Consider the following 15,317-nt stretch of genomic DNA (forward strand, 5'->3'; position numbering starts at 1 on the left):
ACCAGGGCGAGCCAGGGACTACGAAACATTCTGCTGTAGAGGCGCAACAATCGGAGGCCGCCGTTGCCCGCGTTCGATCTGCCGCTCAAGGAACTGGAGCACTACCGTCCGGACCCCCAGGAGCCCGCCGACTTCGACGAGTTCTGGCACGACACCCTCAAGGAGGCCGCGCAGCCGGAGGTGTTGGTGTCGGCGCACCCGGTGGAGACCGGCCTGCGGCTGACCGAGACGTGGGATGTGACGTTCCGAGGGTTCGGCGGCGATCCGGTGCGGGCCTGGTTCAGCAGACCGGCCGGGGTGCGCGGTCGGCTGCCCGCCGTCGTCGAGTACGCGGGCTACGGCCGCGGACGGGGCCTCCCGCACGAGCGGCTGACCTGGGTGAACGCCGGGTACGCGCATCTGCTGATGGACAACCGGGGCCAGGGCGACCAGTACGGCAACGGCGGGGCCACCCCGGACCCGCACGCCACGGCGCCGGGCGGCCCGGGTCCGGCGGTGCGCGGCCTGCTGTCCCCGCGGGACCACCACTACCGCCGCCTGATCACGGACGCCGTACGCGCGGTCGCGGCACTGCGCGCCCTGCCGGGCGTGGACGCCGCACGCATCGCCGCCGTCGGCAACAGCCAGGGCGGCGGGCTCGCCCTGGCCGTCGCGGGACTCGTCCCCGACCTCGCGGCGGTCCTGGTCACCGCCCCGTTCCTGTGCGGCATCCGGCGCGCACTCGACCTCACCGACGCCTCGCCCTACGGCGAGATCGCCGCGTACCTCTCCGTGCACCGGGGCGCCGAGCGGGCCGCGTACGACACGCTGTCCTACCTGGAGGGGATCGCCTTCGCCCGGCGCGCCCACGCACCGGCCCATTTCGGGGTCGGCCTGCGCGACACGGTGTGCCCGCCGAGCGGGGCGTACGGCGCGTTCAACCGCTATGCGGAGCTGTCGGGCGCCGATCCGCGCAAGGAGATCCACGCCTATCCGTTCAACGGCCACGAAGGCGGCGACGCGGTGCATGTGCGCCGCCAACTGGACTGGCTGGCGGCCGTGTCGGGCTTCAGCGCACAGCAAACGTGAAGAGGTGGACGGCGGTGTCGTCCGGCAGCTTCACGCTTGCGATTTCCCCCTCGGGCTCGTCCGGCTCGCGGACCCGGTGGGCGACGGCTCACCGCCCCACCGGGTCCGCCCGAGAACGGACCTCACGCCGTCGCGGCCGTCACCTCGACAGAGAGTTCGTTGTCGACCGTGTAGTAGGGACGCACGGTGGCATCGCCGACCACGGCGGTCGGATAGACGAAGATGTCCTTGCGGTCCGCCACGTCGTCCAGCAGTCGGCCGATCCGGATCACCGGGGCTTCCGCATCGGGGCCGGGCTGGACGGAGAGGTCCCAGACGCGGGTTCCGGCGCCGGGGCCCGGGCCGTGGCCGGTGGCCAACTCCTCGTGGTCCACGGTGAAGGAGAACGCCCGGCCGTCGCTCTCGGCCCGCGGCTCCAGCGTCCGTACGACACCGTCACCGCCCCGCAGGCGCAGCCGTACGGCGGCTGCCTCGGTGAGCGGGGCGCCGTGCAGCCGGGCCCTGACCGTCATCGACCGGTCCCTGACGTCGATGCCCTCGACCTCCGCATGGGCGGTGCGCAGCCAGGCCCGCACCGCGAGGTAGCCGTCCTTGGTGGTGTACGGCACGCGCACGGCCACCGGTGACGGCCGGTCACGGGTGTGTCCGTCGACGAGGGCACGCTGGTCACGCAGGCCGGGGCGCATGCGCTGCCGTGCCGCTCCGGGTTCGGGGAGCAGGTACACGTCCCACCGGCCCTCGGCGAGAGCGGGCTGTGGCTCCAGGACGGCGCGCAGGCGGCCGTCGTCCATGGGCTCCAGATCGAGCGCCTGCAGGAGCTTCTCGGGTTGGCCCTTCTTGGGGCGCAGCCGCAGCAGCAACTGGGGCGACAGGGCGGCGGTGTTCGCCGGTCGCTGAAGGAGGAAAGTGATCCGGCCGTCCGCGTCGGTCGTGCAGTGGACCCGAAGGTGGGTGTCCCCGGTGGTATCGCGTGTCATGTCGGGTTCGGTGTTCATCGACGCCCCCTCCGTACCGCGCGCAGGGCGCCGGAGGCCGCCGCATACGCGGCGTCGCGTGCGGCGAAACCCTGGCTGACCAGGGCTCGATGTATTCGGCCGGTTTGCGGTGCGACCGGTTGCCCGGCCCCGCGGGCCGAGATCGCCTCGTCGATCAGGCGCTCCGCCTGCTCCACGACCGGGACCGGGGCGAACCGTCGCGCGTTCTCCATCGCCGTACGCCCCATCAGCCGGCGTCGCTCGTCGTCGCGGACCAGGTCCAGCAGCGCGGCGCCCAGCGCGTCACGGTCCCCGACCGGGACCAGCCGGCCGTCGACGCCGTCGTCGATGATCTCGCCGGGTCCGTACGGGCAGTCGGTGCTCACCACCGGCAGGCCGCAGCGCATCGCCTCGACGATGGTCATGCCGAACGGCTCGAAGTTGGACGCGGCCGCGCCGATCGAGCCCTTGACCCACTCCGCCTCCATGGGGGCGGCGGCGCCCATCAGGAAGACGTTCTCGCTCAGGCCGAGACCGTGGACGAGCTGCCGCAGCCGGGCGTGCTCCTCTCCCTTGCCGTAGATGCGCAGGCGCCAGTCCGGGTGTTCGGCGGCGACCAGGGCGAAGGCCTCGATGAGCAGGTCGTAACGTTTCACCGGGACCAGCCGGCCGGCCGCGACCACCACCTTCGCGGTGCCGTCCGCCGCGGGCAGCACCGGATCGGGGACGCTGTTCGGGAGCGCCGCCACCCGGACGCCGGGCAGCCGCATCTTGCGCCGGTAGGCGGCGGCGTCGGCCTCGGTGACCGTGGTGAGCACGTCGAGCCGGCGGTACGCCCGGCGCAGGGTGGTGCGCAGCCGGGGCGGGTGGTTGTCGAGGGTGAGGTGCTCCTGCCCGACGCGGACGACGCGCTCCGGGGCCTGGAGCGCGAGGTGCACATTGAGGCCCGGCCGGGTGCCGATGACGACGTCGGCGTCGATCGCCGCCAGACACTCCCCGATCCGCTGGTCGGTCAGCTCGCTGTACTGCTGGTAGCGGTACTCGGCGACAGGAAACACTCTTGCCGGTCTCAGATGCAGGGGATGTTCCTTCTCGTGGCGCAGATCCACCAGGGGCCTTAAGGACACTCTCGGGTCCAGGGTGAAGTTCGGGCGTTCCCGGTGGCGCAGCACGGAGACGATCTCCACCTCGTGCCGCTCGGCCAGCGCCTGGGCCAGATTGAACGTGGTGGTGATCGTGCCTCCGATCCCGTAGGCGTTGTGCAGCAGGAAAGAGATCTTCATGGCGGACTAGACCTCGCCCGCCTCCTTCGGGTTGCCTGCCGTTACCGCTTTGTTCTCCGGTCAATCACCCCTTTGACAGGCCTCGGGCGACAGGCCCGGTGGACGACGGCTCAGCGCCCACCGGGCCCGCCCCGAACAGCGGTTCAGCCCACCCGGCAGGGCAGGGTCGCCGTACTGTCTCCGCCCGAGCCGGAGACGACGTACCCGAACGTCGTGCTCTGACCAGGACTCAACGACCCGTTCCAGTCGGCGTTGTGGACCATCACCGCCTGGCCGTTGTAGGTCGCGCTGCCGCTCCACAGGCTGTCGACCTTCTGGCCGGCGGGGAGCGTCCAGTCCACCATCCAGCCGAGCATCGGGACGTCGCCGGTGTTGGTGACGGTCACCTCGGACTGGTAGCCACCGTTCCAACTGCCGGTCGTACGGCGGGTGGCGGAGCACTCGCCGGGCACCGGGTCGGTCGGGTTGCCGGGCTCCTTGATGCCGGTCACCTCGCCGTTGCCGCCGTCGAAGACGATGTCGGAGCAGGAGTAGAAGGTTTCCTGACTGTCGGAGCGCTGCCAGACCATGTAGATGATGTGGCGGCCCGACTTGTTGTCAGGAAGCTTTCCTGTCCAGGCGTAGTTGGCCTCGACCGTGCCCGGGGAGCCGTTGAGCGGCGGGTGGTCGACCGAGAGGAAGGGCTGCTCCTCCATGTCGTCCCAGGTGAGGGTCTGGGTCGGGTCGAAGCCGTCCTTGGTGATGTAGACGTAGAACCAACCCGGGTGCGCGGCCCAGGCGTTGTAGGAGAAGTCGACCGTCGCCCCCGAGGTGAGGTGGGTGAGCGGCCAGTCGTCGCGCGGCACGTTGAAGCCGGTGAAGTTGGTGTTGCCACCGCTGCACAGCTCGCCGTCGGGCACGAAGCCACGGGTGCGGCCAGCGCCGTCGGAGCGGAGCACCGAGAACCAGTTGTAGAACGGCGTTGTGCCGCTGATCTGTTGGGCCGCCTTGCAGGCCGGGTTGACCGGCTTGATCTCACCGGTGTCGGTGAGGCCGTCCTGCCAGCACAGGAAGGTGCGGCTGCCCGGTTTCATGGGGGTGCCGTGGGCCTCCGCCTCGCCGCCGGTACTCATGACGAGGGCGACGGCCGGGATGGTCGCGAGCAGGGAGACCAGGACGAGGAAGAGGGCTCTGGCGCGGGTGGGGAGAGTTAATCGGCGGGGCGGCGGCGCGGTCGCCCCTGAGTTTGTCAGGATCATGACACTCAGTCCGTTCCTTCAGGCACGGGCCGTGCGGATGTGTGTGGGGGTGTGCGGGTGTGCGTGCGGATGCGCGGGGCGGGAGCGGGTCCGGGATGGCGGGTTCCGGTCCACCATCATGGGAGCGCTCCCACCCCGTCTGCTGCGGAAGGTAGCGCCGTGGGGCGTGGATGTAAACGCCTTGCGCACGGGGACCGCACCGAGGGTGGTGCGGTCCTGTGGGAGCGGTCAGGGGTTGCGCGGCCGGTCACGGGTCGCGGGACCGCCAGAGGTTTGCGGGACCGTCAGAGGTCTTGCGGGACCGTCAGAGGTTTTGCGGGACCAGTCAGGGTTTCCGGGCGAGCACAGGCCTGGACGGCACCGGGGTCGGCACGGACGGGCCCGACACCGTGTCGAGGAGCGGCGGTTCGGCTCCCACGGGCGGCAGTTCGATGGTGAACTCCGTACGGCCCGGCTCGCTCGCCACGTCGATATGACCGCCGTGCGCGGAGACGGTCGCCGCCACGATGGCGAGGCCGAGACCGGACCCGCCGTCGTACGGGCCGCTGCGCGCCCGGGAGGTGTCGGCGCGGGTGAAGCGGTCGAAGACCTGGGGGAGGAGCCCGGCCGGAATGCCGGGGCCGTCGTCCCTCACCCGGATCACGCAGCGGTCGGGGGCGGCCTCGACGGAAGCGACCACTGTCGTGCCCTCGGGGGTGTGGACCCGGGCGTTGGCCAGCAGGTTGACCACCACCTGGTGGAGCCGGGCATCGTCACCGAGGACCAGCGCCGGGGCGTCCAGGCGGAGTTCGAGTTGCCAGTCGTGCCCGTCCCCGGCGGCCCGCGCGTCCCACACCGCCTCGGCGACCAGCGCCGCCATGTCCACCTCCGTGGACTGCAGCGGGCGCCCCTCGTCCAGCCGGGCCAGCAGGAGCAGGTCCTCGACCAGACCCGTCATACGGGCCGACTCGGCGGAGACCCGGCGCCAGGCGAGCACCGGCTCGATCCGGTCGGTGCCGCGGTTCATGAGTTCGGCGTAACCGGCGATCGAGGCGAGCGGGGTGCGCAGTTCGTGGCTGGCGTCGGCGAGGAAGCGGCGCATGCGTTCCTCGGTGCGCCGGCGGGCGGTGAGGGAGGACTCGACGTGGTCGATCATGCGGTTGAGCGCGGCGCCGACCTGGCCGGCCTCGCTGGCGGGGTCGGTGTCTCCGGCCGGGACGCGGGTGAGGCCGGTGACCTCGCCGCGGTCGAGCGGCACGCGGGAGACCTCGGCGGCGGTGGCGGCGACCCGGCCGAGGGGGCGCAGCTGGCGTCGTATGACGACGGCGCACACACAGCCCGCGACGGTGAGCCCGGCGCCCGCGACGACCGCCTCCACCACGACCAGGCCGCTGATCATGTCCTGTACATCGTCCATCGGCAGCCCGGTCAGCACCCGCACGCCGTCGCTGTCGAGCGCGGTGATGCGGTAGATGCCGAGGCCGGGCACGGTCCGGGTGTGCTTGCGGCCGTCGGCCTCGATGCCGGTGAGGGCCGCGCGCTGGGCGTCGGTCAGGTTCCGCGGGGCCGCGTCCTGGCTGACGACCTCGGCGGAGAGGATGTCGCCGTCGTCGTCGAACCGGGCGGCGAGCAGGCCGGCCGGATGCCCGTTCTCGTTGAGGAAGCCCAGGTCGTTCGCGAGCTCCGGGTCGAGCAGGGCCCCGCCCAGGCTGCGCTCGGCGGCGTTGGTGACCCGGTCGTCCAGGTTGCCCAGCAGATAGGCACGTTGGACGAACACGGTGGTGAGCGCCATCGCGGCGCACACGGCGACGAGGGTGGCGCCGATGAAGAGGAGCAGCCGGGTGCGCATCGAGCGGGTGCGCGGCCTCGGCCACGGCTTGCGGGAAGTCACCGCGCTCATCTCCCGTCCTCCACCGGCTTGATGGCGTACCCGAGCCCGCGCACCGCATGGATCATCGGCACCCGGCCCTTGTCGATCTTGCGGCGCAGGCTGGAGATGTAGACCTCGACCAGGTTGCCGCCGCCGTCGAAGGAGCTGCTCCAGACGTGGTCGGGGATCTGGGTCTTGCCGAGCACCTGCCGCGGATGGCCCATCATCAGGCTGAGCAGGTCGAGCTCCTTGGCGGTGAGCTGGACGGGCACGCCCGCCCGGTGCACCTCGCGGGTCTCCTCGGTCAGCACGAGGTCGCCGAGGACGCGCACGGAGGTGTCGGTCCGGGTCTGCCCGGATCCGGCCCGGCGCAGCAGTCCGCGCAGCCGTACGACGACCTCCTCCAGGGAGAAGGGCTTGGTCACATGGTCGTCGGCGCCCGCCTCGAGCCCGTCGAGCCGGTGCTCCAGGGCGTCGCGGGCGGTGAGCATGAGGACGGGCAGCTCCGGGTTCTCGTACCTGAGGCGGCGCAGCACCTGCAGGCCGTCCAGGTCGGGCAGCATCCCGTCCAGCACGACGGCGTGCGGCGGGCAGCCGCACGCGATCTCCAGCGCGCGCTGTCCGTCGAGTGCCGGATGGGCCCGTCGGCCCGCCTCCTCGACGGCCACGGAGAGCACGTCGGTGAGCGCGGGCTCGTCGTCGACGATGAGCACACGGACGCGGCCGTTTCGGAACCCGGTGGTGGCGGTCATGTCCCGATCCTGCACCCCCGTCACCGGGGGCGCGGCCCCGCCCCAACTTGGTTTTTCCCTGGCCCAGGCGCAGCACCAGCGCCCGGATCGAGTGCACGGTGCGGGGCCGGCCTCCGCGCTTCGGCCGGGACTGGGAAGCGTGTCGGCGGGCGATGACGTTGCGGTGCCGGCGCAGTACCGTGTCCGGCCGCCCCAGCAGCCGCATCCGGCGCAGCGCTTCCCATGGCAGGCCATGGAGGAGGGACGCCGAAAACGCCCGGTCGCTCGCGTGGAACCGGAGCTGCTGCCCGTTCAGCTGCCGTTCCAGAACGCCGATCTGGTGGCGCAAGGCCAGGATCTCGACATCTTTCTCCCGGTCGCTCATCGGCAGCAGTCGCAGCATCGCGAACGCGTTCGTCACACCCAGGTACGCCAGTCTCAGCAGCACGATCGATCATCATGCCGCGCCAACCGGCGCCGCGCGATACCGGCGACTCGATCGGCCCCGGCCAACGCCGAAACCCGATCCCACCTGCGTGGATGAGGTATTCGGCAAGGGCACCGCCGCCCGATCCGCGACCGGCAACCCGCCCCAGGACGCTAGGACTTGTCGGGCGGCGGCAGCAACCCGGCCGTGACGAAGTAGGAGAAGCACCGTTCGAGGATCTCGGGACCGACGGCCGGGAAGTCCCAGCCGGCGTCGGCGAGCCCCGCGAGGAGGTTGCGTCGGTCGTAGCGTGTGGGGAGGTTGCCCGGCGCGGTGTCAGACCCGCTGCTGAGGAGGGCGACGGCGTGGAGGGAGCCGATCCGGGAGACGGGGGTGTCGGCGGCGGCGTTCTCCACCCGTTTCCGCCATACGGACGGGGAGACCCGTTCCATGGGGTACCCGAACTCCTGCGCGTAGTCGAGCACGGCGTCCGCGGCGGTGCTCGCGGGGGCGGCGATGTTGTAGGTCCGGCCGTCGGGCCGCTGTGTGAGGGCCAGATGGACGAAGGCGCGCGCGGCGAAGTCCACCGGCACCAGGTTCTGCCGCTCGACGGTGCCGTCGTCGCGCACGGGCCGGGCCCCGATCTCGGCGCAGGCCCGCACCTTGTGCCAGAACGCGTCGTCGGGCCCCATGGCCCCGGTCTCGGTGTGGCCGCTGATCCGGGCCAGCCGGTACGTCGCGGTCGGGATGCCGCGCTCGCGAGCCAGCCGGCCGATGGCTTCCCCGACCCACTTGGTGCACACGTAGCCGTTGGTCCCGATGGCGTCCGGAGGGCTCAGCCAGTCCTCCGGCAGCGTGTCGGGGTCCTGGCCGGGAGCGGCGGCCAGGGTGCCGACCGTCGAGATCTGGTGCACGGGCTTGATCCGGTGGCGGGCCGCGAAGCGGAACACCTCCTGGACGCCCGAGACGTTCGCGGCGCGCAACTGGCCATAGGGCTCAAGGTGGTTGACCCGAGCTCCGTTGTGGTAGACCGCGTCGATCCGGCGGGCGAGGTCGTCGAAACGGTCGGCGGGCAGTCCGAGCAGCGGCTCGGCCAGGTCGCCGGGAACGGGCACGATCCGGGCGCCGAACCGGTCGTCCCACAGGCCGTAGCGTTCCTGGCTGCGCCGCAGTCGCGCCAGCGCGTCGGCCGGGGTGCCGGCTCGTACCAGGCAGTAGACGTCGGCGGAGGTGCGTTCCAGGACCTCCCGGAGGATGAACGACCCCACGAACCCGGTGGCCCCGGTCAGCAGGACGGCGGCTGGCGCGGCGAAGTCCGGGCCGTCGTAGCCGCCTTGCGCGGTGATCGACGGGTCGAGGGAGACCTCGGCGGCGAGGTCCGGCAGCGCCTGCCCCTCGGCCCCGGTCTCCTCGTCCGTGCCGTCCGCTCCGAGCAGGGCGTCCAGCGCTGCCGGCGTCTCGTGCTCGAAGATCACGTTCAGGGGAAGGGCCGTGCCGAAGCGCTGGTTGACCGCGCGGGCCAGGCGGACCGTGAGGAGCGAGTGTCCGCCGAGCGCGAAGAATCCGTCGTCGAGGCCGATCTCCCGCACCCCCAGGGTCTCCGCGAAGAGTTCGCACAGCGTCTGCTGCCGTGCGGTGAGCGGTTGCTCCCGCGGTGTCCGGGCGCTTCCCCGAGCCTCTGGTTCCGGCGCCGGCAGCGCGTCGCGGTCCACCTTTCCGTTGGGTGTCAGGGGCAGCCGGTCCAGCACCACGATCGCCGACGGCACCAGGTACTCCGGCAGGCGCTCCTGCACATAAACGCGTACGTCGTCGGTCACCGCGGTGGTTTCCCCCGAATCGGAGGCGGCCACGACGTAGGCGACGAGCCGTTGGTCGTCGGGCCGGTCCTGACGGACGATCACCTTCGCCTGCGCAAGCCGGGGATGGGCCGCGAGGACCGCCTCGATCTCACCCGGCTCGATCCGGAAGCCCCGTACCTTGACCTGCTCATCGGCGCGCCCGAGGAACTCCAGCTCTCCGTCACGCCGCCACCGCACCACGTCGCCCGTGCGGTACATCCGCGACCCCGCCAGGCCGTACGGGCCTGCGACGAACCGCTCGGCGGTCAGACCCGGCCGGCCGAGGTACCCGCGCGCCAGCCCCGGTCCGGCCACGTACAGCTCCCCGGCCACCCCGGTCGGCACCGGCCGCAGGCCGGCGTCCAGCACGAAGGCGTGCGTGTTCGCGATCGGCCGGCCGATCGGCGGCGGCGTCGGGCTGAGCGCTGAGAGCGGCTCGCTCAGGGTGGCGCACACCGTGGCCTCGGTCGGGCCGTACGCGTTGATCAGCCGGCGGCCGACCGACCACCGTTCCACCAGGCCGGGCGGGCATGCCTCGCCGCCGACCACCAGCGTCGTCGACGGCGGGACGTCGTCCTCGGCCACGGCGGCCAGGACCGACGGGGGCACCAGGGCGTGTGTCACCGCGAGCCGCCGGTCGGTGAGGGCGGCCAGCGGTTCGGTGGCCGGGGCCAGGACCAGGGTGGCGCCGGACAGCAGGGCGTTGGTGATGTCCCAGAACGACGCGTCGAAGCTCAGCGAGGCGAACTGGAGGATGCGGCTGCCGTCGTCGATGGCCAGCCGTTCGACGGTGGCCGCGTGGAGGGCACCGACGCCCGCGTAGCTGACCACCACCCCTTTCGGCCGGCCGGTCGAGCCCGACGTGTAGATCACGTACGCGGGCTGCCGGGCATCCACCGGCACCTCGGGGTCGGTCTCCGGATACGCCTGCGTCTCCCGCACGGTCCGCGGATCGTCCACGATCAGCGAGGGGCGGGCGTCGCTCAGCATGAACTCGATCCGCGACCGCGGGTACTCCGGGTCCACCGGCAAGTAGGCCGCCCCCGCCTTGAGGACGCCCAGCACCGCCACGACGAGTTCGGGCGAGCGCGGCAGGACGAGGGCGACGATCTGCTCGGCGCCCACGCCGCGCTCCCTCAGCAGGTGCGCGAACCGGTTGGCCCGGCGATTCAGTTCCGCGTAGGTGAGCGACAGGTCCCCGGCCGCCACCGCGACTGCGTCCGGTGCCATGGCCACCCGCGCCTCGAACGCCTTCGGGACGATGTCCTCGGCCCCCTCCGTCACGCCGTCCGCACCGCCGCTCAGCAGCCGCGCGCGCTCGTCGCCGGAGAGCACGTCGACGCGGTCCACCGGCGTGTCGGGATCCGCGACCACGGCTTCGAGCAGGCGCGTCCAGCGGGCGACCAGCGTTTCGACGGTGGCGGGGTCGAACAGGTCGGTGGCGTACTCGACGGCGCCGGTCACTCCGCCGAAGCCGCCGTCGGGCCGGTACCGCTCCCGCAGGTTGAAGACGAGGTCGAACTTGGCGGTCCTGACGGGCATCGGCAGGGTGGACACGTGCAGCCCCGGCAGGTCGAACTCGCCGAGCGGCACGTTCTGCAGCGCCAGGATCGTCTGGAAGAGCGGGTTGTACGACAGGGTCCGCGCCGGGTTGAGGACCTCGACGAGGCTCTCGAACGGCATGTCCTGATGGGTGAACGCCGCGAGCGCGTTCTCCCGGACGCGGCCCAGCAGTTCGCTGAACGTCGGGTCGCCCGAGGTGTCGGTGCGCAGTACCAGGGTGTTGACGAAGCAGCCGACCAGTTCGTCGAGTTCCTGGTCGGTGCGGCCGGCGATGGGGCTGCCGATGGAGATGTCGGTGCCCGCGCCGAGCCGGGTGAACAACGCGGCGAGCGCGGCCTGCAGGACCATGAACATGCTGCTGCCGGTGCGCCGGCACATGTCCGCCAGCCCGGCGTGCAGTTCCGGGCTCAGCTCGACCCTGACGATGTCGCCGCGGTGCGAGGCCACCGGCGGCCGGGGCCGGTCGGCCGGCAGTCGCAGGTGCTCCGGCAGTCCGGCCAGCTGCCGTGTCCAGTAGGCCAGTTGCCGGGCGAACAGGCTGCCGTCGTCGGACTCCTCGCCCAGCAGCTCGCGCTGCCACAGCGTGTAGTCCGCGTACTGCACGGGCAGGTCCGGCCAGTCCGGCTCCAACCCCTGGCAGCGTGCCGCGTACGCGGCGGCCAGGTCGCGGGCGAGCGGTGTCATGGACCAGCCGTCGCCGGCGATGTGGTGCACCAACACCTGGAGGACCTGTTCGTCGGGGGCCAGCGTGAACAGCTCGGCCCTCAGCGGCATTTCGGCGCCCAGGTCGAAGCGGTACTCCGTCGCCTCGGTCAGCCGCGCGTCCAGCCCCGCCGCGTCGGTCTCGCTCACCCTCAGCTCGGGACGCGCCTGCCCAGCGTCCAGAATGCGCTGGAAGGGCACGCCGGCCACCTCGGCGAACACCGTCCGCAGGCTTTCGTGCCGGCCCACCACATCCGCGAGGGCCGCCTCCAGAGCCGCCCGGTCCAGTCGGCCGGACAGCCGCAGCGTGAGCGGAACGTTGTAGGTGGTGCTCGGGCCTTCCAGCTGGTATAGGAACCACAGGCGGCGCTGGGCGAACGACAGCGGCACCCGCTCCGGGCGCCGCACCGCCTTCAGGACCGGACGCACCGAGTCGTCCCGGTCGAGGAGCTGGGCGAGACCGGCGACCGTCGGCGCCTTGAAGACGTCCCGCGCGGACAGCTCCGCGCCCAGCAGTGCCCGTGTCCTCGCCACGAGCCGCATGACCAGCAGCGACTGGCCCCCGAGCGCGAAGAAGTCGTCGTCGACTCCCACGCGCGGCAGGCCGAGCAGTTCGGCGAACACCCCGCACAGCACTTCTTCCTGGGGTGTGCGCGGCGGGCGCAGCGTCACCAGGGCCGAGTCGGGCGCGGGCAGCGCACGCCGGTCCAGCTTCCCGTTGGCCGTCAGCGGGAGGGCCTTCAGGACGACGAACGCCGTCGGGACCATGTAGTCGGGCAGCGCCCTCATCGCGAAGTCCCGCACGGACGCCGTGTCCAGGTGCGCGGTGTGCGCCCCGGCTCCGGCGGGCGCGGCCGGGACGAGGTAGGCGACCAGGTTCCGGCCGGAGCCGGGCCGGTCCTCCCGGACGACGACCGCCGTCTGCCGCACTTCCGGGTGCCGCAGCAGGGCCGTTTCGATCTCGCCCGGCTCGATGCGGAAGCCGCGGATCTTGACCTGGTCGTCGGCCCGGCCCAGGTATTCCAGCTGGCCGTCCGGGCGCCGCCGCACGAGGTCCCCGGTCCGGTACATCCGCTGCCCGCCGGGTTCGAACGGGCACGCCACGAACCGGCCGGCGGTCAGCCCCGCGCGCCCTGCGTACCCGCGCGCGAGGCCCGCGCCCGCGACGTACAGCTCGCCCGTCGCTCCCGCCGGTACCAGCCGCAGTGCCGTGTCGACCACGTACAGGCGGGTGTTCGCCACCGGCCGGCCGATCGGCACGCCGTCGTCGGTGTCCGCGAACACCCGGCCGCCGGTGGCGTCCACGGTGACCTCGGTCGGGCCGTACAGGTTGTAGACCTCCACGGGCAGCAGCCGCGTCACGCGGTCGATCACGTCCTGGGGCAGCGCCTCACCGCCGCACAGCACCTGCCGCAGGCTCGTGCAGTGTGCCACGTCCGGCTCGTCGACGAACACGTCCAGCATCGACGGGACGAACTGGACGCACGTCACCTGCTCGCCGGCGATCACCTCGGTGAGGTAGTGCGCGTCCTGGTGCCCGCCGGGCCTGGCCAGCACCAGGCTCGCGCCCACCGTCAGCGGCCAGAACAGCTCGATCACCGATCCGTCGAACGTCACCGGCGTCTTCAGCAGCACCCGGTCGTCCAAAGTCAGCCGGCACGTCCGCTGCAGCCAGCTCACGTAGTTGGCCAGGCCGCGGTGGGGTACGACCACGCCCTTGGGGCCGCCGGTGGACCCGGAGGTGAAGATGATGTACGCGGGGTGGGTGTCGCGCAGGGGGCTGGTGCGGTCCTCGTCGGTGGGGCGCGTCGCCGGCAGCGTGGCCAGGGCGTCGGTCGTCGGCGGTTCGTCGAGGACGGTGACCGTGACACCGGCGACCGCGGGCAGGGACTCGGCGGTCGCGGCGGTGACGAGCGCGAGCCGGGGTCGCACGTCCTGAAGCATGGAGGTGATCCGGTCGGCGGGATGGTCCGGGTCGACCGGCAGATACGCCGCGCCGGCCTTCAGGACCGCGAGCGTGGCGACCATCATCCGTATGCCGCGCGGGACGGCGATCGCGACGATGTCCTCCGGGCCCACCGCCCGGCCGATCATCCAGTGCGCGAGCCGGTTCGCGCGCTCGTCCAGCTCCCGGTAGGTCAGCGGCCCTTCGTCCTCGTCGGGGCTGATCAGCGCCACCGCGTCCGGGGTGCGTTCCACCTGGGCCTGGAACAGTTCCACCCAGCCGCCGTCGTGCAGGTCGTCCACGGAGCCGGTCCGCTCCGTCAGCAGCAGGCGGCGTTCGTCCTCGCCGAGCAGGTCCAGTTGCCCGGCCCGTGCCTGCGGGTCGGCGACGGCCTGCTCCACGAGGCGCTCCAGCCGTGCCGCGAGTTCCGCCACCGCCGTCTCGTCGAACAGGTCGGCGCGGTGGTCCAGGCGGAGCAGGAGCGCGGACTCCGGTACGACGATGAGGGCCAGGGAGTAGTGCGGGGAGTCTCCTCCCGTGGTGGCGACGGTGAGGTGCGCGGCCGGGGTGGAGTACTGCTGACCGGCGTGCGGATAGTTCTGGAAGACCATCACCGTGTCGAAGAGGTCGCCGCCGGTGTCGGTGTCGGCGAGGCGCTGGATGTGGGAGAGGCCGAGGTGCTGGTGGGGCAGGAGGGCCGCCTGTTCGCCCTGGATCCGTGCCGCGAGGTCGCCGACCGGCTCGTCGGCGCGCAGCCTCACCCTGAGGGGGAGGGTGTTGATGAACAGGCCGACCATCGAGTCGACGTCGGCGAGTTCGGCGGGCCGGCCCGAGACGGTGATGCCGAAAACCACGTCCTCCCGTCCCGTCATGCCGGACAGCAGCAGCGCCCAGCACATCTGCATCACGGTGTTGACCGTCACGCCCCGCGCGCGCGCCCAGTCCCCCAGCCGGCTGGTCAGGGCCTCGGGGAACCGGTGGGTCACCACACCGCGCCGGACCGCGCTGCGGACGACCTCGTGCCCCGGCGCGAGCAGTGACGGCGCCGACAGGCCCGCCATCGCCTCCCGCCACGCCGCCAGCGCCGCGTCGCGGTCCTGCCCGGCCAGCCATGCCACGTAAGAACGGTAGGAGGCGGCGGGCGCCAGCCCCGTGTCCTCCCCGCCCCGCTCGTACAGCGCCACCAGCTCCCGCACCAGCAGAGGCAGCGACCAGCCGTCCCACAGGATGTGGTGGTTGGTCAGCACCAAGCGGTACCGGCGCTCGCCGAGCCGCAGCAGGACGAACCTGACCAGAGGCGGTCTGGCCATGTCGAACCTGGTCCGGTACTCCTCCTGCGCCACGGCGCGCGCCCGCTTCTCGGCCGTCTCCGCGCTCTCGTCCGAGACGTCGACCTCACGCCACGGCACCGTGACGTCATTCGCCACCACCTGCACGGGGCCGCTCGCGCCCATGGTCAGGAATCCGGCCCGCAGATTGGGGTGGCGCCGCAGCAGCGTCACGGCCGCCGCGTGCAGGGCCGCCGGGTCGACCTCCCCTTCCAGGTGGAGGCTCATCTGCCGGTTGTAGACGTCACCTCCGTCGGCCTCGTACTCCGCGTGGAACAACAGCCCTTCCTGCAGCGGCGCGAGCGGCCAGACGTCCTCGATCCCGAATTCCATGTCCAGGTTCCTTTCGTGGGAGAGGGGGGTGCGCGGGC

General features: G+C 72.2%; 8 protein-coding genes. 2 read left to right on the forward strand and 6 right to left on the reverse strand.

The features are described from left to right. The first annotated feature begins 63 nt into the window (after positions 1-63). On the forward strand, positions 64-1,068 hold the full coding sequence (locus tag QQM39_RS08715; protein ID WP_301996124.1) for an acetylxylan esterase: 1,005 nt from the start codon (positions 64-66) through the stop codon (positions 1,066-1,068). A 122-nt stretch (positions 1,069-1,190) separates the two neighbouring features. Here the strand turns inward: QQM39_RS08715 and QQM39_RS08720 are convergent, their stop codons facing one another. From QQM39_RS08720 to QQM39_RS08740, 5 genes are all read right to left on the reverse strand, one after another. Beyond that, positions 1,191-2,063, reverse strand: a complete 873-nt coding sequence (locus tag QQM39_RS08720; protein ID WP_301996125.1) for a transferase — start codon at positions 2,061-2,063, stop codon at positions 1,191-1,193. Beyond that, positions 2,060-3,325, reverse strand: a complete 1,266-nt coding sequence (locus QQM39_RS08725) for a glycosyltransferase family 4 protein (RefSeq protein ID WP_301996126.1) — start codon at positions 3,323-3,325, stop codon at positions 2,060-2,062. Before QQM39_RS08725 ends, QQM39_RS08720 begins: the two co-directional genes overlap by 4 nt. A gap of 143 nt (positions 3,326-3,468) precedes the next feature. Next, positions 3,469-4,563 (reverse strand): lytic polysaccharide monooxygenase, encoded by a 1,095-nt coding sequence (locus QQM39_RS08730; protein WP_301996127.1) that lies wholly within the window; start codon positions 4,561-4,563, stop codon positions 3,469-3,471. A 325-nt stretch (positions 4,564-4,888) separates the two neighbouring features. Continuing rightward, the gene (locus tag QQM39_RS08735; protein WP_301996128.1) at positions 4,889-6,442 is read right to left on the reverse strand and encodes an ATP-binding protein; all 1,554 of its coding nucleotides are present in this window, start codon (positions 6,440-6,442) and stop codon (positions 4,889-4,891) included. Further along, positions 6,439-7,164: a response regulator transcription factor gene (locus QQM39_RS08740; RefSeq protein ID WP_301996129.1), complete on the reverse strand. Its 726-nt coding sequence runs from the start codon at positions 7,162-7,164 to the stop codon at positions 6,439-6,441. The genes QQM39_RS08735 and QQM39_RS08740 overlap by 4 nt, the downstream gene beginning before the upstream one ends. A gap of 139 nt (positions 7,165-7,303) precedes the next feature. Here QQM39_RS08740 and QQM39_RS08745 point away from each other — a divergent pair, with 139 nt between their 5' ends. Continuing rightward, positions 7,304-7,687, forward strand: a complete 384-nt coding sequence (locus tag QQM39_RS08745; protein WP_301996130.1) for a hypothetical protein — start codon at positions 7,304-7,306, stop codon at positions 7,685-7,687. Between the two features lie 56 nt (positions 7,688-7,743). On the opposite strand, the gene QQM39_RS08750 is transcribed toward QQM39_RS08745, so the two are convergent. Then, a complete protein-coding gene (locus QQM39_RS08750) occupies positions 7,744-15,279 on the reverse strand; it encodes a non-ribosomal peptide synthetase (protein ID WP_301996131.1) in 7,536 nt (2,511 codons plus the stop codon). Positions 15,280-15,317: the final 38 nt, after the last annotated feature.

Origin of the sequence: Streptomyces sp. DT2A-34 (assembly GCF_030499515.1) — a bacterium.
Lineage (GTDB): Bacteria > Actinomycetota > Actinomycetes > Streptomycetales > Streptomycetaceae > Streptomyces.